Source organism: Herbiconiux flava (assembly GCF_013409865.1).
In the GTDB taxonomy this organism is placed as follows: domain Bacteria; phylum Actinomycetota; class Actinomycetes; order Actinomycetales; family Microbacteriaceae; genus Herbiconiux; species Herbiconiux flava.
This window is the reverse complement of record NZ_JACCBM010000001.1, coordinates 557,488-577,693: the sequence shown is the minus strand read 5'-3', so window position 1 is coordinate 577,693 and position 20,206 is coordinate 557,488. Positions and strand designations below refer to the sequence as shown.

Below are 20,206 nucleotides of genomic sequence, written 5' to 3'. Positions count from 1 at the left end.
GTGCGCGGAGCACCTGGTGTGCCGCGACCCACCCATCCGCGTCTGCGGGACCGGAGTCCGGGCGGGCGGGCCCCTCTCTCACCGACCCGTCGCAAATCGCCCTCTCAGCGCATCGAGAGGGCGGTTTGTGACGGGTCGATGGCCGCGGGCGGGGTCAGGCGGGCGGGAGGCGGAGCTCGAGGCGGGCGCCGCCGAGGGGCGACGCCGTGGCGGTGGCCGCGCCTCCGTGCGCCGCCGCGATCGATGCGACGATCGGCAGGCCGAGGCCCGATCCGCCGCTGTCGCGCGCACGCGAGTCGTCGAGCCGCACGAAGCGCTCGAACACGCGCTCGCGCTCGTCGGGGGGGATGCCCGGTCCGTCGTCGTCCACGGTGAGCACGGCGGCGCCGTCGAGGACGGTGCACGAGATCGCGATGCGCCCGCGGGCGTGCCGCGCCGCGTTGTCGCCGAGGTTGCGGAGGGCTCGCTCGAGCATCCGGGAGTCGCCGCGCACGCGTGTTGCCGAGACGCCGGTCGCGTCGACCGTGAGCTGGGGAGCGAGCGCGCGGAGCCGCCGCGCCTCGGCGAGGGCGAGGTCGTCGAGGTCGACGTCGCGCGCATCCGGAACCAGGCCCCGCTCATCCGCGCGCGCGAGCAGCAGCAGGCCGTCGACGAGCTCGGCCATTCGCGCGGACTCCTCGGCGACCGTGCGCCCGAGGCGCTCGACCGGCAGGCGGTCGGGGTAGGCGAGCGCGACCTCGGCGTTCTGGCGCAGGGCGCTGATGGGGGAGCGCAGCTCGTGCGAGGCGTCGGACACGAAGCGGCGCTGCCGGCGCTGGCTCTCGTCGAGGCGCTCGAGCATGCGGTTCATGGTCTGGGCGAGGCGGTCGATCTCGTCGCCCGATCCGGGAGCGGCGATGCGGCGGCCGAGGTCGGCGGCGGTGACCTGCTCGGTGTCCAGACGGATGCGCTCGACCGGCCGCAGCGCCCTCCCCACGGCGAGCCAGGTCACGAGGGCCATGGCGGCGACGAGCAGCGGCACGGCGACGAGCAGCAGAACGACCGTGGTGCCGACGGCCTCGGTGCGCGGCCCGTCGTCGACGCCGGCGACGAGCAGCCCGTCGTCGACCTCCTTCGCCGCGACCACGAGGCGGTCGTCGTCGCCCGGCACCGAGACCACCCGCCCGGTGAGGTCGCCGGCGTCGGACGTGCCGCGGTCACCGGTGATGCCGGGGCCCCCGGGATCGTCGTCGCCCGAGTCGTCGTCACCGCCGGACGAGCCCGACGGGCCGGGGGAGCCGGAGGGGCCGGACCCGGCGAGCGGCGCCACGTCCTCGAGCTCGTCGGTCGCGCCCACCACCGCCCCGTCGCGCACGACCTGGGCGTACCCGTCGAGCTCGGCGAGCGAACCGGGCCCACCCGTGTCGACCGCGGCCTCGAACCGGTCGAGCTCGAGCTCGGCGGCGGTCGTCGCCTGGTCGAGCAGACTCTGCGACAGCACGAGCGCGAATCCCGCCCCACCGAGGCCCGCCGAGACGGCCACCACGAGCGTGGTGATCAGCGTGATGCGCGCCCGCACCGAACGGGGCCGCCCGAACGGGCGCCGTCGGGTTCCGTCGCCCGGGCGGGGGCCCGTCGCAGCGGCGGCCCGCGCATCCGTCGACCCGGCGCGCTCATGCATCGGCGACCACCCGGTACCCCGACCCGGCCCGCTCACCCATCGTCGACCACCCGGTACCCAGACCCGCGCATCGTCTCGATCGACGCGCGCCCGAACGGCCGGTCGACCTTGTTGCGCAGGTGCCGCACGTACACCTCGACGATGTTCGGATCGCCCTCGAAGTCGAAGTCCCACACCGCCCCGAGCACCTCGCGCTTCGACACGACGGCGCCCGCCCGCGACACGAGGAACTCGAGCACGCTGAACTCCCGCGTCGTCAGCTCGATCGGCACGTCGCCGCGGGTGACCCGCTTGGTCGCCGGGTCGAGCGCGAGATCGCCGACGGTCAGCACGGTCGGCCGCTCGGACCCGCCGCGCCGGATCAGCGCCCGCAGCCGCGCCAGCAGCACCTGGAACGAGAACGGCTTGGTGAGGTAGTCGTCGGCCCCGGTGTCGAGCGCCTCGACCTGGTCGAGGTCGCCGTCCTTCGCGGTGAGCATGATCACGGGCGTCCAGTCGCCGGCCCGCCGCAGCTCGGCGCAGATGCGGAATCCGCTCATGCCCGGCAGCATGATGTCGAGCACGATGGCGGCGTAGTCGTTCTCGCGGGCGAGCCACAGCCCGTCGGTGCCGTTCGTGGCGGTGTCGACGGCGAAGCCCTCGGCCTCGAGCCCGGTCTCGACGGCGCGCAGCAGGTTCAGCTCGTCGTCGATCACGAGGATGCGCATCCGGTCTCCCTCCGCTCCGTCAACGCTACAAGGGCGGGCCGACATCGCCGGCCCGCCCTGGGTCTCGCCCCTACTTCTCGGTGCGCACGACCCCGAACGAGGCGTCGAGGTCGATGTCGACCTCGGTGCCGTCATCCAGTCGCACCTCGACGTCATAGGCGTGGTCGGCGTCGTCGCTCGTCTCGGCGTCGGTCACGGAGCCGCCGCCGGCCTCGGCGATTGCAGCGGCCGAGGCCTTCTCGAGCTCCTCGCCCTGCAGGTCGTCGGGGTCGACGGATGCGCTGCCCGCACCCGCGCCGTCACCCTCGTCATCGCCGCCATCCGCCGGGCCGCCCGCCTCGCCCGTGCCGCTCTCGCCGCTTTCGCCGCTCTCGCCCGAGCCGCTGCCGCTGCCGCTGCCGCTCGACCCGGTGTCGCCCACCCGGTCATCCGCGCTGCTCGACACGACCCCGAACGACCCGTCCAGCTCGACCTCGTAGTACCGCCCGTCGTCACCCTTCAGCTCGAGCTCGTACCCGTCGTCGTCGCGCTCGGCCGAGGTCACCGACCCGCCGCCGATCTCCTCGGAGGCCACCGTCGCCGCGCGGTCGAGGTCGCCGCCGGTCAGCGCGTCGGAACCCTCGAACCCGTCGGTCGCGGCGTACGCGATCCCGGTTCCGCCGAGCACGAGCACAGCCGCCAGGGTCGCGCCGCCGATGATCTTCGTCTTCTTCTGCATGGGGTTCTCCTTCGTGAAGCGAGTGGACACGCACTGCGTGCGAACACCCCCACACTCCCAACCGGCCGCTGAAGCCAGCCTGAAGCGGCCCACGACCCCGGAGCCATGCTCCGCCTGGCGGTCGCACGATCACTCGGCTTGAATGAACACGACGAGGGGACGTTTCAGATGAGCAATTCCGAGGTGCGCCCGTGGTGGCTCCTCGTGGCGAGGCCGCTGGGCTTCGTACTCGCTCTGCTGGGTGCCCTCGGATTCTTCGCCACCGTCGGCCAGCTGGGTGCAGCGCCGGGCGCCGCGACGTTCCTCGGGCTCGTGGGTGGACCGCTGATCGTGCTGGCCGGTTACCACGTCGGCAGCAGCGGAGCGACGGGGCGCCCGCGCCCGCGCGCGCTCGTGCGGGTGATGGTGTTCGTGGTGGTGCCGGTGGTGCTCGCGGGGCTGCTGGCGCTGCTGGTGGCGGGCAGATAGAGCTGACCGTCGGGAGGCGCACGATCGCGCTCGTCCTGACGAGCATCCCGAAGCACCACCCGTCGCATCGACGGTTCGAACCGCGCGCTAGACCGCCGTCGAGGGTGTGGGGGCGCTCCATCGCCGCGCGTCGGCAGGCGGCACCCGTTCGCCGGTTCCCTTGATGACCCAGTAGACGACGGCGAGCGAGAGGATGCCGATGAGTGGCGCGAGGACGGCTCCTAACGCGGTCGAGATGGGGGCGTGCCCGACGGAGAACACCGACACGTCCCAGAGGCCGTGCAGCAGCATCGCCCAGATCAACGAACCGGTGACCCGGCGCACGATGTAGAACGCCGTCCCTGACGCGAACGCCAGCGCCGCCTGGAGGAGCGAGCTAGCCAGCGGGGCGCCGAGTGCGGCGTTGACGAGGTGCATGACCCCGAACAGAGCGCTGGAGAGGAACCAGACCCAGCCCTCACCGAGCCGGGACCGCAGCGCGGTCAGCAGCAGGCCCCGGGCCATCAGCTCCTCGTTGAACCCGACGAGGACACCGAGCGCCACCAGCGCGAGCACGAACGACGCGTCGAACTGAGACCAATCCGTGTTGATCAGGTTCAGCACGGCGGCGACGAGCATGATGATCGGCACGAACACCGGCCACCGGTGCTGCGACCGTCGGCGCTCGAACAGGGCTGGGCGCCACCACCCCAGCACCGTCGCGACGACGACGAGTCCGAGGGCGCCGACGGCGAGGTCGAGCACCGCCCCGCGCCACGTCGATTCCGCAGACGTGCCGATCTCGGGGAAGGGCACGCCGCTCAGGATCGAGACGACGAAGATGACCAGCACATAGCCGGCCCAGATCGCCAGGCCGATCCAGATCCGAGGGGTGACGCGCACGCGTGTGCCTTCCGTTCGAGGGGTCGTGGATGGGCCCGAGCTCAGGTTCCCGACGAAGACGACCGCGAGCTCAGAGTGATCGCCGGTCTGTTTCACCCTAAGCGAGGCCGGATGATCCGGCGAGAGGGGAACTGGCGGCCCGCCGGTCACGAGCGGCGCATGCCCGATCGAAGGATGCGCAACCCGCCGGCGAGCTGCTTACCTATCCCGCCACCACCACGCTCACCCGAGCCCACGACACCGGAGGCAGCTCGAGCACGATGCTCGACCCGTCCACCTGCACGTCGAGGCCCTTCAGCGAGACCCGATCCGGGTGCGCGAGGGTGTTCGACGCCATCGGATCGTCGTCGTGCAGCACGACCGCGTCGGCCGCCGTGATGGCGCCGAGGGCCGACGCGAGCTGCACGGACACCCGCAGAGGCGCATCCTGAGACCGGTTCACGAGAAAGACCGCCGCCCGGCCGGCCTCTGTGTCGTGGCTCGCGACCGCGTCGACCACGGGCACGGTGCCGTAGCGGGCGGTGTCGTAGCCGGGCGCGTCGAGCGCCACGTCGACGGCGACGCCGCGCGCGTGAGCCGAGGTCTCGGCGAAGGGGAAGAACGTGGTCTGCCGCCAGGCCGGCCCGCCCGGCTCGGTCATGATCGGCGCGATCACGTTCACGAGCTGGGCGAGGGAGGCGCTGGTCACCCGGTCGGCGTGCTTCAGTAAAGAGATCATCAGGCTGCCGAAGACCACGGCGTCGGTGACGGTGTACTCGTCCTCGAGGAGCCGGGGGGCGACCGGCCAGTTGTCGACGCCGGTGATCTTGTCGACCGTCTCGAATTTCTCGTTGTACCAGATGTTCCACTCGTCGAAGGAGAGGTCGATGGTCCTGCTGCTGCCTCGCACCGCCTTGACGTGGTCGGCGGTGGCGACGACCGCGTCGATGAAGCGGTCCATGTCGACCCCCGACGCGAGGAAGCTCGCGCGGTCGCCCTTCTCCTCGTAGTAGGCGTGGCAGGAGATGTAGTCGACGTCGTCGTAGCAGTGCGAGAGCACCACCCGCTCCCACTCGCCGAAGGTGGGCATCGAGGAGCTCGACGAACCGCAGACCACGAGCTGCAGGTCCGGGTCGAACGACCGCATCGCGCTCGCCGTCATGGCGGCCTTCTTGCCGTAGTCCTCGGCGGAGGAGTGGCCGAGCTGCCAGGGACCGTCCATCTCGTTGCCCAGGCACCACATGCGCACGTCGAACGGCTCCTCGCGTCCGTTCGCGCGGCGGGCTTCGGCGCGGGCCGTTCCGGAGGCGAGGTTGGTGTACTCGAGCAGTTCCAGGGCCTCCGCGGTGCCTCGGGTCCCGAGGTTCACGGCGAGCATCAGCTCACTGCCCACCGCCTCGAGCCAGTCCGAGAACTCGTGCAGGCCGACCTCGTTGGTCTCGGTGGAGTGCCAGGCGAGGTCGAGGCGGCGGGGCCGCTCGGTGACCGGTCCGACGCTGTCCTCCCAGCGGAAACCGGAGACGAAGTTGCCGCCGGGGTAGCGGATGGTCGAGACGCCGAGCTCCTTGACGAGCTCGATCACGTCCTGCCGGAATCCGTTCCCGTCGGCGGTGGGGTGGGAGGGCTCGTGGATGCCGTGGTAGACGGCCCGGCCGAGGTGCTCGATGAACGAGCCGAAGAGCCGTCGGTCGATGGTCCCGATCGGGGAGCGCGGGTCGAGCGAGAGGCGGGCGTCGAGCATTGGGGGGTCCGATCTGATCAAGGGTCCGGTCTCAGGCGAGGGAGGTCTGGAGGGCCGTGGAGGTGGTGGCGTGCAGCTCGAAGCGGTCGGCGACGGCGTTGCGACGGCGGGCGAGGGTGCCGTCGGCCTGCTCGACGAGGTCGAACAGGCCCATGGTGAGGAGGTGATCGGCACGGGGCGCGTCGCTGTGCCGATAGGTCCACTCGTACATGTCGAACAACGGCCACCAGGTGTACCCGACGACGGCGAGGCCCTGCCGGCGCAGTCGTCCGATCTCGGCCAGCGACTCGTCCATCCAGCGGATGCGCTCCGTCGGCGTTCCGGTGACGCAGGTCTCGCTCAGCATCACGGGGGCGCCGTAGCGTGCGGCGTAGGCGAGCAGCACCTCGGCGAGGCCCTCGGTGCCGGCGTCGTGGTACGGACGCGGGTCGGCGAAGCCCCCACCGTGATGCACCCCCGCCTCGAACACCTCCGTGGAATGCCTCGGGTAGTAGTTCACCCCCATCACGTCGGGCTGCACCCGGTTCTCGCTGAACCACGACAGTGAGGCGTCGGACATCCCGCCCCGAGAGAGCTGGCGGAGCAGGGGGTGACGGGCGTCGACGCGGCCGGTGACGAGATCCTCGACCAGGAAGGACTGCTCGCGCAGGCGGGTCACCGTCTCGACGTGCTCGGCGGCGTCGACGGCGCCCGTGTAGCGCATGCCCGCGTCGACGTGCAGGAAGGTCGCCCGGTCGCCGAGCACCTGCGCGATGGCACGCTGGGTGCCGACGAACCCCCGGGCGAGCGCCTCCGCGATGCGGGTGAAGCCGGCTTCTCCCGACAGGTACGGCGGCCAGTACGCGTACTCGCCGGAGAACAGGGCGTGGATCGTCGGCTCGTTGACGGGCGTGTAGTCGGTGGCGACGTGGCCGTAGCGCTCGGCGAAACGGGCTCCGTACTCCGTGACGTGCTGTGCGTAGTCGGGATGCGCGAACTGCTCTTCCAGCCAGAGGGGGGTGCCGTAGTGCAGCAGATCCACGAGCGGCCGCAGCTCCAGTTCGGCGAAGCGGTCCATCACGCGGTCGACCCACGACCAGTCCCACGCTCCGGCCTGCGGGGCGACGCGGTACCAGGGCACGCCCCACCGCACCATCTCGGCGCCGACTCCCTTGGCCAGACCGAGATCGGCGCGGTACTGCTGGTAGTGCTCGGTCAGTTCGTACTCGTCGATCGCCCGCTCTCCCGGGCGGGACTGCGGCACGAAGGTGTCCTCGATGCCCAGCGCGAAGTGCAGCCGGCCGTCGTCGAACCAGTTCATGGATGCTCGTTTCTTGTCGTGCGAGTGGGGGAGCCGGTCACTTCAGACCCGTGCTGGCGACGCTCTCGATGAAGCGTCGCTGCACGAGCAGGAACATGACGGCGAGTGGCAGCACGGCGATGAGCGAGCCCGCCATCATCACTCCCTGGGGGATGATGCCGCCGGGGCCGGTGAGCAGTGTCAGTCCCGAGGTGATGGTTCCCATCTCGGAGTCGGTGGTGAACACCAGCGGCCAGAGCAGGTCGTTCCAGTTGTTCACGAAGGTGAAGATCGCGAGGGTGAGCAGGGCCGGCACGGCGTTCGGGAGCACGATGCTGCGGAAGATGCGCCACTCCGACGCCCCGTCGATCCGGGCCGCGTTGTCGAGGTCGCGCGGGAGCGAGACGAAGAACTGGCGCAGGAAGAAGATGCCGAACGCGTCGGCCGCCCGCGGCACGATCAACCCGAGGAAGGTGTTCACCCAGCCCAGATCGGAGACGAGCTGGTAGATCGGGATGAGCGTGGCCTGGAACGGGATCATCAGGCTGGCGATGATCACGACGAGCAGCACGCGATTGCCCCGGAAGTCCAGCCGCGCCAGGGCGTAGGCGGCGAGGGAGTCGAACGCCAGCGCGAACACCGTCACACCACCCGCGAACACCACGCTGTTGCCGATCAGGCGGAGGAACGGCAGGTCGGAGAAGATCGTGGCGAAGTTGTCGAGCGTCCAGGTCGTGGGCAGCAGGGTCGGCGGGTACGCGTTCACCTCCGAGACCGGCTTGAAGGCGGTGAGCACGATGATGATCACCGGCAGCATGATGGCGATCGTCACCACGAGGAAGGCGGCGAAGAACGACCAGCGGATGACCCGCTCACGACGCCGGGCCCGGATGCGCACCGCATCCCGCTCGACCGGCCGGGCGGCCGACACGACGGCGCTCACGAGGCCGACTCCGCGCGGCGACCGAAGAACAGGAACTGCACCAGGCTGAGCAGCAGCGTCGCGATGAGCAGCACGTACGACAGGGCCGAGGCGAATCCGAGTTCCAGGTCCTTGAAGCCCGAGCTGTAGATCTCCATCACGATGGTCTGGGTGCTGCGGTACGGGCCGCCGCCGGTGAGCACGTAGATCTGATCGAAGGCCTGGAGTGCCGCGATCAAGGCCACGATCCCCACGAAGGCCATGGTGTTGCCGAGCATCGGGAAGGTCACGTTCGTGAACCGCTTCCAGCCGGTGGCGCCGTCGAGCTGCGCGGCTTCATAGAGGCTCGTCGGGATCTCCTGCAGGCCGGCGAGGAAGATGACCATGTAGAAGCCGAAGCTCTTCCACACGGCGACGAGCACGACGGTGGGCATGGCGAGCACGGGATCCTGCAGCACGTTGCCGATCCGCACGCCCAGGGCCTGGAGCCAGTAGTTGAGCAGACCGATCTGCGGGTCGAGGAGGTACGACCAGGCGAAGGCCGCGACCGCGAGCGACACGATGAAGGGCAGGAAGAGCGTGGTGCGGAAGAAGCCGCGGAACGGCAGCCGCGGGCTGTTGATCAGCAGGGCCAGCACGAGGGCCACCACGATCGCCACCGGCGTGAACAGCACGGCGTAGAGCGCGGTGTTGCCGATCGACCGCACGATGTCGGAGTCGGTGAAGACGCGCACGTAGTTGTCGAGCCCCACCCACTTTTCCTGCCCGAAGCCGCTCGCGTCGGTGAAGGACAGCCGGAGTGCGGAGACCATCGGCCAGCCGACGAACACACCCAGGATGACGAGGGCGGGAGCGAGGAAGCCGACGATCGTCAACCGGCGCCGGAAGGTCGCGCCGACGGGGCCGCGCCCGCCGAGCTGGGCCGGCGGGCGGTAGCGCCGGCCGGGTCTCGACGTCGTTGTGGTCATGGTGCTCTGCTTTCTCGAGCCGGTGGCGGCGTGCGCCGGGGTGCGGGAGGAGCCGCCGGGCACCCGCCCCTGTGGGGGCCGGGTGCCCGGACGCGCGCTACTTGCTCAGCGCGCCGTCGATCTCGGACTGGGCTGCAGACAGCAGCTCGGCGGGATCACCGCCGGCCACGGCCTTCTGCGTGGCCTCGTCGACCGCCGTCAGCACGTCGGTGCTCTGGACGACGCCGGGCAGCAGCGCCCGGCTGTAGGGAGCGATCTCGGTGAGGGTGGCCACGATGGGGTTGGACGCCACGTCGGCGGCGGTCACGTCGGTGCGCAGCGACGGCCATCCGGAGCCGAGCGACCACTCGGTCGCGGTCGCCTTGTCGTTGAAGTAGGCGAGGAACTTCTCGGCCGCCTTCTGCTCGGCCTCGTCGGCCTGAGCGGTCACGGCCATGGACACGCCGATGGCCGAAGCCACCTGCGCCTCGGGGCCTGCCGGGATGGGCGCGATGCCGTAGTCGATGCCGGCGTCCTTCGAGACGAACGCCATCCAGGGCCCGCCGACGTGCATCGCGGCCTTTCCGGCGGTGAAGAGGTTGTCGGCTCCGATGCCGTCGACACCGGTGGGCGAGATCTTGTCGTCGTTGATGGCCGACGACCAGTACTCGAGGGTCTCGACGTTCTCGGGCGAGTCGATCGTGGCCTCCGTGCCGTCCTCGCTGGTGATGGAACCGCCGTTGCCCTCGAACAGGCTGGCCCAGAGGCCGTTGCCCACGGTCCCGTGGTCAGGCAGCACCAGTCCGTACTGCTCGGGGGTGCCGTCGCCGTCTTGGTCGATGGTGGACTTCTTGGCCGCATCCACCCACTCGTCCCAGGTGGTCGGGAAGGTGGTCACCCCGGCCGCGTCGAGCAGCGCCTTGTTGTAGAAGACGCTGAGCGGCACGAACCCGGTGGGCACGCCGTACTTCACGCCGTCGACGGTCTCCATGGCCACGGCTTCGGGATTCAGCTCGGCCGTGTTGCTGGAGTCGGAGGCGTAGAAGCCGTCGAGGTCGACGAGCGCCTTCTTCGAGGCGTACACCGGAAGGCGCTCGGCGGGCATGGCGACCAGCTGCGGTCCGCTGTCCGACGACAGCGCGGGCAGCAGGGTGTCGTCGATGACCGCCCAGGTCTTGGTCTCGGTGCTGATCTTCACGTCGTCCTGCGAGGCGTTGAAGTCGTCGACGATGGAGTCGAGCACGTCGCCGTCGGCCTCGGTGTATCCGTGCCAGAACGTGAGCTCGACCGGACCGGAGGCTGCGGTCTCGGAGCCGGAGGCCGAGCATCCGGAGAGCCCTGCGGTGGCGAGGGCGATCGCGGCTGCCGCGATCATCAGCTTCTTCACTGTGCACCTGCTATCTGCTCCGACGACTTTGTTGCGGAGCGTGGTATCGGGATCCCGATGAAATTTACATCGATGTAAAAATGACGGTAACCGATCGCGGTCGGGGCGTCAAGTGGCTTCCGGCTCGGCTCAGCGGGAGGGTGCTCTTGCGGCCGAGAGAGGCGTACTGGAGCCGCGCACCACCAGCTCGTAGCCCACGGCCAGGTCGACCGGAACGTCACGCTGACCGGGATGCTCGATCCGGCGCACCAGGGTGTCGACCGCCAGGCGCGCGATCTCCTCCCGCCCCGGCGAGACGGTGGTCAGGCTCGGCGTCGAGAACCGCGAGTCCTCGATGTCGTCGAAGCCGACCACGCCGACGTCGTCGGGCACCCGTCGGCCGAGCTGCTGCAGCCGGGCCATCGCCCCGAGCGCCAACGCGTCGTTGAAGCAGACCAGCCCGTCGAACTCGACGCCGCGCTCGAGCAGTCGTTCGACCGCGGCCGCTCCGTCGGCGCGGTGCCAGAGCTGCACCGAGCAGACGAGGTCGCTCACCAGGTCACGGCCGTGCTCCCGCAGCGACTCGGCGTAGCCGCGGAACCGCAGTGCGGCGGTGCCGACGGGATCGTGCGGGTCCGATCCGATCACGGCGATGCGGGACCGGCCCGACTCGATCAGGTGGTCGGTCGCCGCCTTGACCGCCGCGACGTTCGACATCGTGATGTGATCGGCGGGGCTCACGGCGTCACGGTCGCCGAGCACCACGACGGGGAACTCGAGGTCGAGCCGCGACAGATCGCCCGACTCGGGCGCGAAGGGGCTGAAGATCACGCCGTCGATCGCGTGCCGTCGCATCGCGCTCACCGTCGAGATCTCGTCGGGCCCACCGGTCGTGGTCTGCTCGATCAGCACGGTGTAGTTGCGCTCCTTGGCGGCCCGGATGACCGCGTCGGCCAGTTCGGCGAAGTAGGCCTGGCTGAGCTCGGGCACGGCGAGGCCGAGCACCTGGGTGCGGCCGGTGCGCAGATTGCGCGCCGAGACGTTGATCTCGTAGTTCAGCTCGGTGACCGCGGCCATCACCCGCGCGCGCATCTTGGCGGAGACGTGCTCGTAGCCGGACAGCACGTTCGACACGGTCTTCACCGAAACCTTCGCGAGGGCGGCGACGTCCTGCATCGTCACCGAACCGTTCTGCGTGCTCATCGGCCTCCTCCCTGATCGCCTCCGCTGCAGTCGCAGCGCCGGATACGTGCTGCCTTGAGCTCGGCCGTCCGCGGACCGGCCATCTCAAAACTAGCCATAACCGCGCTGCCGTGTGCTCGCCGGCCCCAGTGCGCAGCGGCTGCAGCGCCCGCCGGTGCGACGTCGATGACGTCGCCCTTCCAGACTGAGGCTGCTCGTCGCGAAGCGACTACGACCCCGAGACCCCCCGCGGCGCCCCCGTCGACTCCCGCACCACGAGCTCCGTCGGCACCGTCGTCACCCCGCCCAGCGAGGAGTGCCCCCCGGCCGCGATCTGCTCGAACAGTCGCTCCATCGCGATCCGCCCCACCGAGTGGAAGTCCTGCCGCACCGTGGTGAGCGGCGGCCAGAACGAGTGCGCCTCCTCCATGTCGTCGTAGCCCACGACGCTCACGTCACCCGGGATGTCGCGCCCGAGCTGGTGCAGCGCCCGCATCGCGCCGAGCGCCATCTGGTCGTTCGCGGCGAAGATGGCAGTCACCGACGGGTCGGCGGCCAGCGCGAGCGTGATCTGGTAGCCCGACTCGGTCGACCAGTCGCCATGGTGCACCGACGGCGGTTCGATTCCGGATGCACGCAGCGTCGAGCGCCACGAGTCCACCCGGTGCATCGCCGAGAACGAGGTGGTCGGGCCTGCGATGTGGTGCACCTGGCGGTGGCCGAGGTCGAGGAGGTGCTGGGTCGCGAGCCGCGCGCCCTCGAGCTGGTCGTTGTCGACCACCGCGTATCCGGAACCCGCGTTGGAGTCGATGACCACCACCGGCAGGCCCGGCGGCAGCGCGATCTCGCCGCGGTCGATCAGGTGCGCCTCGAACACGATGACGACGCCGTCGACCGCCTGGTCGTTCAGCCGACGGTAGGCGCCGGAGACCGCACCGAGGGTCTGGTCGGCGAGCGGGATGAGCGTGACCGAGTAGTCGGCCTTGGCGGCCTCGGTGGCGATGGCGTCGAGGGTGCGCATGTTGCCGAAGGTCGCGAGCGTGAACATGATCACGCCGATGCTGTTGAAGCGTCCGCGCTTCAGGGCGCGGGCTGCCCCGTTCGGGCGGTAGCCGAGGGCCTGCATCGAGGCGAGCACCCGCTCGCGGGTCGACTCGTCGACGTTGGTGAGGCCGTTCGAGACGCGGGAGACGGTCTGCGACGAGACGCCGGCGTGCTGGGCGACGTCGGCCATCGACGGCGGCCGGCGCTGGCCGGTCTTCAGCGTGTCGGTCACGGATTCCCCTCAAGACAGGTGCGAAGCGCATCGATCCCCGTCGGCGCTTGCATGGTTACGTCAACATGTTATGCTCGTGCCGTTCATGTTGACGCAAACATGGTGCAACGCGAACAGAACCAGCACGAACAGCACGAGCGAAAACCCTCCCATCGAAGGAAGTGGACGATGACGTCGGCGACAGCAGTCACACCCCGCCCCATGCGGCGGGCCCGACGCGATTGGCGTGGCTGGGGCTTCGTCGCCCCGTTCATGATCGTGTTCCTCGCGGTGCTCGTCGCCCCCGTGGTCTACGCGATCGTGCTGTCGCTGTTCCGCCAGCAGCTCGTCGGCGGCTCCGGCTTCGTCGGCCTAGGCAATTACCTGCAGCTGTTCCAGGACGCGAAGTTCTGGGAGTCGCTCTTCCGCGTCACCCTCTTCCTCGTCATCCAGGTGCCGATCATGCTGGCGCTGTCACTCTTCGTGGCGCTCGCCGTCGACAGCGCCCGGCTGCACGGCTCGAGCTTCTTCCGCATCGCGATCTTCCTGCCCTACGCCGTTCCCGGCGTCGTCGCCGCCCTGATCTGGGGCTTCATGTACGGCAACCAGTTCGGCCTCTCCGGCTCCATCAACGACCTCGTCGGCTTCGAGCTGCTGCAGCCGTTCAGCTCGCAGTGGGTGCTGGCCTCGATCGGCAACATCGTCACCTGGGAGTTCATGGGCTACAACATGCTCATCTTCTACGCGGCGCTGAAGGTCATCCCCGGCGAGCTCTACGAGGCGGCCGAGCTCGACGGCGCCGGGCAGTTCCGCATCATCTCGGGCATCAAGCTCCCGGCCCTCCGCGGCTCGATCGTCATCGCCACCGTGTTCTCGATCATCGGCAGCTTCCAGCTCTTCAACGAGCCGAACCTGCTGCAGAACCTCGCGCCGAACGTCATCTCGAGCTACTTCACGCCGAACATGTACGCCTACAACCTCTCGTTCGCCGGTCAGCAGTTCAACTACTCCGCCACCGTCGCGATCGTGATGGGCATCATCACCGCCGTCATCGCCTACATCGTGCAGCTGCGCGGTTCCCGTCAGGAGGTGCGCTGAGTTGAGCGCCGTCACCCACGACCTGCCAAAGGTCAAAAAGACCCACCGCCCGAACTACGTGCGGCCCAGCAAGGACCCGCGTCAGCGCAAGTCGATCGTCCTCACGATCGTCATGGCGATCGTCGTCATCTACTCGATCGTGCCTCTGCTCTGGCTCGTGCTGAACGCCACCAAGGACCAGGGCGACCTGTTCTCGAGCTTCGGCCTCTGGTTCGGCAGCGACTTCAACCTCTGGCAGAACATCGTCGAGACCGTCACCTACCGCGACGGCATCTTCGTGCAGTGGTTCGGCAACACGCTGCTCTACGTCGTCGTCGGCGCGGGCGGAGCGACCTTCCTCGCCACGGTGGCCGGCTACGGCCTGGCCAAGTACAACTTCCCCGGCCGGCGCGCGGTGTTCGCCGTGGTGCTGGGTGCCGTCGCCATCCCCGGCACGGCGCTGGCGGTTCCCACGTTCCTGATGTTCAGCCAGCTCGGCATCACCAACACGCCGTGGGCGGTCATCCTGCCCTCGCTGATCAGCCCGTTCGGTCTCTACCTGATCTGGAACTTCGCGGTCGACGCGGTGCCCACCGAGATCCTCGAGGCGGCCCGGATGGACGGGGCGAGCGAGATCCGCACCTTCTTCACCATCTCGCTGCGGCTGCTCTCGCCCGGCATCGTCACGGTGCTGCTGTTCGCGATCGTCGCCACCTGGAACAACTACTTCCTCCCGCTGATCATGCTCTCCGAGCCCACCTGGTACCCGCTCACCGTGGGCCTCAGCCAGTGGAGCGCGCAGGCCAGCGGCGTCGCGGCCCAGCCGATCTACAACCTGGTGATCACCGGTGCGCTCCTCACCATCGTGCCGATCGTGATCGCCTTCCTGTTCCTCCAGCGCTTCTGGCAGTCGGGCCTGAGCGCCGGAAGCGTCAAGCAATGACGAAGCCGTGCAGCACCACGAGCACGACAGAACCCCGCACACAAGAAGAAACCTCCACAACGAAGAAGTTCGAAAGGAACCCCCGATGAAGATCACGTCCCGGAGGTCGACACTGCGCCGTGTCGCCCTCGCCACAGCAACCACCTTCGCCCTCGGGCTCTCGCTCGCGGCCTGCGCCTCCGGCGGCAGCTCCTCGAGCGGCGGCGGCTCGTCCGACGACATCGAGGCCGCGCTCGAGAAGGGTGGCACCCTCACCTACTGGAGCTGGACCCCGTCGGGCGAGGCCCAGGTCGCCGCGTTCGAGAAGGCCTACCCGAACGTCGACGTCAAGCTCGTCAACGCCGGCACCAACACCGACGAGTACACCAAGCTGCAGAACGCGATCACCGCGGGCTCCGGCGCCCCCGACGTGGCGCAGGTCGAGTACTACGCCATCCCGCAGTTCGCGCTCTCCGACTCGCTCGTCGACCTGTCGTCGTACGGCTTCGGCGACCTCGAGGACCAGTACAGCGGCGGCCCGTGGAGCTCGGTCTCCTTCGACGGCAAGATCTACGGCCTGCCCCAGGACTCGGGCCCCATGGCCATGTTCTACAACAAGACGGTCTTCGACCAGTACGGCATCGCGGTGCCCACCACCTACGACGAGTACGTCGCCGCGGCCGAGAAGCTGCACACGGCCGACCCGTCGAAGTACATCACCTCCGACACGGGAGACCCCGGCTTCGCCACCAGCATGATCTGGCAGGCCGGCGGCAAGCCGTTCACCGCCGAGGGCACCGACGTCTCGATCGACCTGCAGGACGACGGCTCGAAGAAGTGGGCCGACACCTGGAACAAGCTCAACGAGGGCGGCCTGCTCTCCAGCACCCCGAGCTGGGGCGACGAGTGGTACAAGGGCCTCGGCGACGGCAGCATCGCGACGCTGCTGACCGGTGCGTGGATGCCCGGCGTGCTCGAGTCCTCGGTGGCCGACGCCTCCGGTGACTGGCGCGTGGCCCCCATGCCCACCTACGACGGCACCCCGGTGACCGCGGAGAACGGCGGCGGCGGCCAGGTCGTGCTGAAGCAGTCGAAGAACCAGGCTCTCGCGGCCGGCTTCCTGAAGTGGCTGAACTCCGACCCCGAGTCGATCAAGGTGTTCCTCGCCTCGGGCGGCTTCCCCGCCACCACGGCCGACCTCGAGTCGCCCGAGTTCCTCGCCCAGACCCCCGAGTACTTCGGCGGCCAGGCCATCAACGAGGTGCTCGTCGACGCGTCGAAGAACGTGCCCACCGGCTGGCACTACCTGCCCTACCAGGTGTACGCCAACAGCATCTTCGGTGACACCGTCGGCCAGGCCTACGAGAACAAGGGCGACCTGAACGAGGGCCTGTCGACCTGGCAGGACCAGCTGGTCGACTACGGCAGCCAGCAGGGCTTCACCGTCAAGTAGTCCCCGGGAGCGCGGCGGTCGGCGACCCCGGCCGCCGCGCTTCTTCTGTTCGCTCGGAAAGCGCTCCATCAGGCTGCGCCACACCGAACACGCTCTCCCCAGAAAGGCTCCGGATGCTCTCCGCCCGACTCTCGATCGACCCGGGCACGTCGATCGGCGCCGTCCCCCGGCGGCTCTTCGGCACCTTCGTCGAGCACATGGGCCGAAGCGTCTACGAGGGCATCTACGAGCCCGCCCACCCGGATGCCCGGCCGGACGGCTTCCGCGCCGACGTGCTCGCCCTCGTGCAGGAGCTCGGCGCCACCACCGTGCGCTACCCCGGCGGCAACTTCGTCTCGGGCTACCGCTGGGAGGACGGCGTCGGCCCGCGCGAACATCGCCCGGTGCGGCTCGACGCGGCCTGGCACAGCGTCGAGACCAACCAGGTCGGCCTGCACGAGTTCGCCGACTGGGCCCGCGAGGCCCGGCTCGAGCTGATGTACGCCGTGAACCTCGGCACCCGCGGCATCGCCGAGGCCGCCGATGTCCTCGAGTACGCCAACCACCCGGCCGGCACCGCACTCGCCGAGCGCCGGCGCGCGAACGGAGCCGAGGAGCCCTTCGGCATCCGCCTCTGGTGCCTCGGCAACGAGGTCGACGGGCCCTGGCAGATCGGGCACAAGACGGCCGACGAGTACGGGCGGATCGCCGCCGAGACCGCCCGGCTGATGAAGTTCGTCGACCCCGCGGTCGAGCTCGTCGCCGCCGGATCCTCGAACGCCGAGATGCCGACGTTCGGCGAGTGGGAGCGCACTGTGCTGCGCCACACCGTCGGTCTCGTCGACCACATCTCGCTGCACGCCTACTACGAGGAGTCCGACGGCGACGCCGTGAGCTTCCTCGCCTCGGGCACCGCCCTCGACCGCTACATCGAGCAGGTCGCGGCGATCATCGACGAGGCGGGCGCCGGGCCGGGGTCCGGGCATCCGGTCGGCATCAGCGTCGACGAGTGGAACGTCTGGTACCAGCGGCGGTGGAACGAGATCGACAAGCCGGTGGTGATGAACGGCGACTGGCCCGAGCATCCGCGCCTGATCGAGGACGCGTACTCGGTGACGGATGCGGTGGTCGTCGGTTCCCTGCTGGTCTCGCTCCTGCGCCACAGCGACCGCGTGACCATGGCGAACCTCGCCCAGCTGGTGAACGTGATCGCGCCCATCCGTTCGGAGCCGGGCGGGCCGGCGTGGCGGCAGAGCACCTTCTTCCCGTTCCAGCGCACGGCGGCACTCGCGCACGGACGGGTCGTCGCGCCCGTGGTCGAGGTGCCGAGCATCCGCACCGCCGCGCACGGGGAGGCGCCGCTCGTCGACGCCGTCGCGACCGTGGGGGACGACGGCGGGATCGTGCTGTTCGTCACGAACCGGTCGCTCGATGAGGACGTCGCGCTCGAGGTGGCCCTGGGTGGGGTCGCGGAGGCCGGGGCGTCGGCGGGCGGAGCATCCGCTCTGCAGCTGGTGAGCGCCGAGACGCTCTGCACGCCGCCCGGCGGCGATCGCCACACCGTCAACGACGCGGGCGCGCAGCCCGTCGCGATGACCGACCTTCGCGGGGTGAGCCTCGACGGCGCCCTGCTCACCGCCACCCTGCCGGCCCTGTCGTGGTCGGTCGTGGTGCTCGCGCCTTCGGGCGCCCTGATCTCTGAGGAGAAGCTCGATGTCTGAGTCCACCCCTGCCGCCGGCCCGGAGGCCGCCTCGGTCACGGCCACCCCCGCGTCGCGCTTCGCCATCGGCGCCGAGCAGTTCGAGCTCGACGGGGAGCCGGTGCGCATCCTCTCGGGGGCGCTGCACTACTTCCGGGTGCACCCCGATCTCTGGCGCGACCGCATCCGCAAGGCGCGCGAGATGGGCCTCAACACCATCGAGACCTATGTCGCCTGGAACGCCCACGCGCCGCACGAGGACGAGTTCGACCTGAGCGGCGGGCTCGACCTCGGCCGCTTCCTCGACGACGTCGCCGCCGAGGGGATGCACGCGATCGTGCGCCCCGGGCCCTACATCTGCGCCGAGTGGGATAACGGTGGCCTGCCGTCCTGGCTGTTCACGAGCGGCACGGTCGGCGTGCGCCGGGACGAGCCGCAGTACCTCGCCGCCGTTCAGCGCTACCTCGAGCAGCTCGCGCCGGTGCTCGTGCCCCGGCAGATCGACAACGGCGGGCCGATCATCCTGGTGCAGATCGAGAACGAGTACGGCGCGTACGGTTCCGACCCGGTGTACCTCGAGAAGCTCGTCGCCATGAACCGCGGCATCGGCCTGACCGTGCCCTTCACCACGGTCGATCAGCCCACCGACGAGATGCTCGCGAACGGCAGCCTGCCGAGCCTGCACAAGACCGGCTCGTTCGGATCGCGCTCGGCCGAGCGCCTCGCCACCCTGCGCGAGCACCAGCCCACCGGGCCGCTGATGTGCTCGGAGTTCTGGGATGGCTGGTTCGACTTCTGGGGCGCCCACCACCACACGACCTCCACCGCGCAGTCGGCGGCCGACCTCGACGAGCTGCTCGCGCTCGGCGCCTCGGTGAACATCTACATGTTCCACGGCGGCACCAACTTCGGCTTCACCAACGGCGCCAACGACAAGGGCGTCTACCAGCCGATCGTCACGAGCTACGACTACGACGCACCGCTCGACGAGGCGGGGTTCCCGACGTCGAAGTACTGGGCCTTCCGCGAGGTGCTGGCGAAGTACAACCCGTCGATTCCGGATGCCCGGCCTTCCGCGGCGCCGTCGGCCCCCGCGTTCCGGGTGCCGCTCACCGCGTCGCTGCCGCTCGATGCCGCGACGAATCTGCTCGGCGAGTGGGTGACGTCGGATGAGCTGCCGACCATGGACGCGCTGGGGCTGTTCCGCGGGTTCGCGCTGTATCGGACGGAGATCGACACGACGGTGTCGTCTGCGTCTGCGTCTGCGCTTCCGCCCGTGCTCGAGCTCGGTGAGGTGCGCGACCGTGCGATCGTGCGCCTGAACGGCGTCACCCTCGGCGTGCTCGCCCGCGACCACCACGACCGCCGCATCGCGCTGCCGGCCGGCGCCCGCGGAACCCTCGACATCCTCGTGGAGGACCAGGGCCGCGTCGACTACGGCCCCCGCATCGGCGAGCCCAAGGGCCTGATCGGCCCGGCCTGCCTGAACGGCGAGCCGCTGCACCGCTGGACGGTGCTGCCCCTCGCCCTCGACGACCTCTCGGCGGTGACCGACGCGCTGGCGGCGACCACCGCATCCGTCGCCGCGTCGGTCGCCGGCGCTCTCGCCGGGCCTCTCGCCGGCCCCGCCTTCGGCTACGCGAGCTTCGACGTCGACCCCGGCGCCGACCTCTACCTCGACACCCGCGACTGGGGCAAGGGAGCGGTCTGGGTGAACGGCTTCAACCTCGGCCGCTACTGGTCGCGCGGGCCGCAGCACACGCTGATCGTGCCGGCACCGGTGCTCCGGCCGACGGGCAACACGCTCGTCGTGCTGGAGCTCCACGCGGCGGCCCCCACCGCGTCTTTCGTGGCGTCGCCCGACCTCGGCCACACCGACTTCTGAGTCAGTAGTCTCCGATTCAGTAGTTGCTGGTTCAGTAGTTTCTGATGGAATACTGATTTCTGATTCGGTGCTGTACGAGGGCTG

General features: G+C 69.8%; 17 protein-coding genes. 6 read left to right on the top strand and 11 right to left on the bottom strand.

Going from position 1 to position 20,206, the window contains the following annotated elements; all coding sequences use genetic code 11:
- Positions 1 to 154: 154 nt before the first annotated feature.
- From BJ984_RS02725 to BJ984_RS02715, 3 genes are all read right to left on the bottom strand, one after another.
- The gene (locus tag BJ984_RS02725) at positions 155 to 1,660 is read right to left on the bottom strand and encodes a sensor histidine kinase (protein ID WP_179546726.1); all 1,506 of its coding nucleotides are present in this window, start codon (positions 1,658 to 1,660) and stop codon (positions 155 to 157) included.
- 32 nt (positions 1,661 to 1,692) lie between these two features.
- Positions 1,693 to 2,367: a response regulator transcription factor gene (locus tag BJ984_RS02720; protein ID WP_179546725.1), complete on the bottom strand. Its 675-nt coding sequence runs from the start codon at positions 2,365 to 2,367 to the stop codon at positions 1,693 to 1,695.
- Positions 2,368 to 2,437: 70 nt separating this feature from the next.
- On the bottom strand, positions 2,438 to 3,085 hold the full coding sequence (locus tag BJ984_RS02715) for a PepSY domain-containing protein (RefSeq protein WP_179546724.1): 648 nt from the start codon (positions 3,083 to 3,085) through the stop codon (positions 2,438 to 2,440).
- Positions 3,086 to 3,253: 168 nt separating this feature from the next.
- On the opposite strand from BJ984_RS02715, the gene BJ984_RS02710 reads away from it, so the two are divergent.
- Positions 3,254 to 3,553 carry a hypothetical protein gene (locus tag BJ984_RS02710; protein ID WP_179546723.1) on the top strand — a complete coding sequence of 100 codons (300 nt, stop codon included), beginning with the start codon at positions 3,254 to 3,256 and terminating at the stop codon, positions 3,551 to 3,553.
- An 87-nt stretch (positions 3,554 to 3,640) separates the two neighbouring features.
- Here the strand turns inward: BJ984_RS02710 and BJ984_RS02705 are convergent, their stop codons facing one another.
- The 8 genes from BJ984_RS02705 to BJ984_RS02670 all read right to left on the bottom strand — a co-directional run bounded on the left by BJ984_RS02705 (position 3,641) and on the right by BJ984_RS02670 (position 13,085).
- On the bottom strand, positions 3,641 to 4,435 hold the full coding sequence (locus BJ984_RS02705; protein ID WP_271206373.1) for a CPBP family intramembrane glutamic endopeptidase: 795 nt from the start codon (positions 4,433 to 4,435) through the stop codon (positions 3,641 to 3,643).
- Positions 4,436 to 4,637: 202 nt separating this feature from the next.
- Positions 4,638 to 6,155 carry an arabinosylfuranosidase ArfA gene (gene arfA, locus BJ984_RS02700; RefSeq protein ID WP_179546722.1) on the bottom strand — a complete coding sequence of 506 codons (1,518 nt, stop codon included), beginning with the start codon at positions 6,153 to 6,155 and terminating at the stop codon, positions 4,638 to 4,640.
- Positions 6,156 to 6,186: 31 nt separating this feature from the next.
- Entirely contained in the window at positions 6,187 to 7,455 is a 1,269-nt protein-coding gene (locus BJ984_RS02695) for a family 1 glycosylhydrolase (RefSeq protein ID WP_179546721.1), read from the bottom strand.
- A gap of 37 nt (positions 7,456 to 7,492) precedes the next feature.
- Positions 7,493 to 8,377, bottom strand: a complete 885-nt coding sequence (locus tag BJ984_RS02690) for a carbohydrate ABC transporter permease (RefSeq protein ID WP_271206372.1) — start codon at positions 8,375 to 8,377, stop codon at positions 7,493 to 7,495.
- Positions 8,374 to 9,324 carry a carbohydrate ABC transporter permease gene (locus BJ984_RS02685; protein ID WP_179546720.1) on the bottom strand — a complete coding sequence of 317 codons (951 nt, stop codon included), beginning with the start codon at positions 9,322 to 9,324 and terminating at the stop codon, positions 8,374 to 8,376. Before BJ984_RS02685 ends, BJ984_RS02690 begins: the two co-directional genes overlap by 4 nt.
- A 97-nt stretch (positions 9,325 to 9,421) precedes the next feature.
- Positions 9,422 to 10,690 (bottom strand): ABC transporter substrate-binding protein, encoded by a 1,269-nt coding sequence (locus tag BJ984_RS02680; protein ID WP_179546719.1) that lies wholly within the window; start codon positions 10,688 to 10,690, stop codon positions 9,422 to 9,424.
- A 129-nt stretch (positions 10,691 to 10,819) separates the two neighbouring features.
- A complete protein-coding gene (locus BJ984_RS02675; protein WP_179546718.1) occupies positions 10,820 to 11,872 on the bottom strand; it encodes a LacI family DNA-binding transcriptional regulator in 1,053 nt (350 codons plus the stop codon).
- A 208-nt stretch (positions 11,873 to 12,080) separates the two neighbouring features.
- A complete protein-coding gene (locus tag BJ984_RS02670) occupies positions 12,081 to 13,085 on the bottom strand; it encodes a LacI family DNA-binding transcriptional regulator (RefSeq protein WP_179549279.1) in 1,005 nt (334 codons plus the stop codon).
- 210 nt (positions 13,086 to 13,295) lie between these two features.
- On the opposite strand from BJ984_RS02670, the gene BJ984_RS02665 reads away from it, so the two are divergent.
- The 5 genes from BJ984_RS02665 (at position 13,296) to BJ984_RS02645 (ending at position 20,122) form a co-directional block, all read left to right on the top strand.
- The gene (locus BJ984_RS02665) at positions 13,296 to 14,204 is read left to right on the top strand and encodes a carbohydrate ABC transporter permease (RefSeq protein WP_179546717.1); all 909 of its coding nucleotides are present in this window, start codon (positions 13,296 to 13,298) and stop codon (positions 14,202 to 14,204) included.
- Between the two features lie 112 nt (positions 14,205 to 14,316).
- Positions 14,317 to 15,126, top strand: coding sequence for a carbohydrate ABC transporter permease (locus BJ984_RS02660; RefSeq protein WP_173182906.1), 810 nt, complete (start codon positions 14,317 to 14,319; stop codon positions 15,124 to 15,126).
- Positions 15,127 to 15,211: 85 nt separating this feature from the next.
- A complete protein-coding gene (locus BJ984_RS02655; RefSeq protein ID WP_179546716.1) occupies positions 15,212 to 16,558 on the top strand; it encodes an ABC transporter substrate-binding protein in 1,347 nt (448 codons plus the stop codon).
- 113 nt (positions 16,559 to 16,671) lie between these two features.
- Complete coding sequence (gene arfA, locus BJ984_RS02650; protein ID WP_179546715.1) at positions 16,672 to 18,258, top strand: arabinosylfuranosidase ArfA; 1,587 nt, start codon at positions 16,672 to 16,674, stop codon at positions 18,256 to 18,258.
- A complete protein-coding gene (locus BJ984_RS02645; RefSeq protein ID WP_179546714.1) occupies positions 18,251 to 20,122 on the top strand; it encodes a glycoside hydrolase family 35 protein in 1,872 nt (623 codons plus the stop codon). Before arfA (BJ984_RS02650) ends, BJ984_RS02645 begins: the two co-directional genes overlap by 8 nt.
- Positions 20,123 to 20,206: the final 84 nt, after the last annotated feature.

Bases quoted from the DNA above. Each gene is read 5' to 3' on its own strand.
- BJ984_RS02695 (WP_179546721.1), bottom strand. From the start codon at position 7,455: ATGAACTGGTTCGACGACGGCCGGCTGCACTTCGCGCTGGGCATCGAG.
- BJ984_RS02675 (WP_179546718.1), bottom strand. From the start codon at position 11,872: ATGAGCACGCAGAACGGTTCGGTGACGATGCAGGACGTCGCCGCCCTC.
- BJ984_RS02725 (WP_179546726.1), bottom strand. From the start codon at position 1,660: ATGCATGAGCGCGCCGGGTCGACGGATGCGCGGGCCGCCGCTGCGACG.
- BJ984_RS02670 (WP_179549279.1), bottom strand. From the start codon at position 13,085: ATGGCCGACGTCGCCCAGCACGCCGGCGTCTCGTCGCAGACCGTCTCC.
- BJ984_RS02715 (WP_179546724.1), bottom strand. From the start codon at position 3,085: ATGCAGAAGAAGACGAAGATCATCGGCGGCGCGACCCTGGCGGCTGTG.
- BJ984_RS02710 (WP_179546723.1), top strand. From the start codon at position 3,254: ATGAGCAATTCCGAGGTGCGCCCGTGGTGGCTCCTCGTGGCGAGGCCG.
- BJ984_RS02665 (WP_179546717.1), top strand. From the start codon at position 13,296: ATGACGTCGGCGACAGCAGTCACACCCCGCCCCATGCGGCGGGCCCGA.
- BJ984_RS02655 (WP_179546716.1), top strand. From the start codon at position 15,212: ATGAAGATCACGTCCCGGAGGTCGACACTGCGCCGTGTCGCCCTCGCC.
- arfA (WP_179546722.1), bottom strand. From the start codon at position 6,155: ATGCTCGACGCCCGCCTCTCGCTCGACCCGCGCTCCCCGATCGGGACC.
- BJ984_RS02660 (WP_173182906.1), top strand. From the start codon at position 14,317: ATGGCGATCGTCGTCATCTACTCGATCGTGCCTCTGCTCTGGCTCGTG.
- BJ984_RS02645 (WP_179546714.1), top strand. From the start codon at position 18,251: ATGTCTGAGTCCACCCCTGCCGCCGGCCCGGAGGCCGCCTCGGTCACG.
- BJ984_RS02685 (WP_179546720.1), bottom strand. From the start codon at position 9,324: ATGACCACAACGACGTCGAGACCCGGCCGGCGCTACCGCCCGCCGGCC.
- BJ984_RS02720 (WP_179546725.1), bottom strand. From the start codon at position 2,367: ATGCGCATCCTCGTGATCGACGACGAGCTGAACCTGCTGCGCGCCGTC.
- arfA (WP_179546715.1), top strand. From the start codon at position 16,672: ATGCTCTCCGCCCGACTCTCGATCGACCCGGGCACGTCGATCGGCGCC.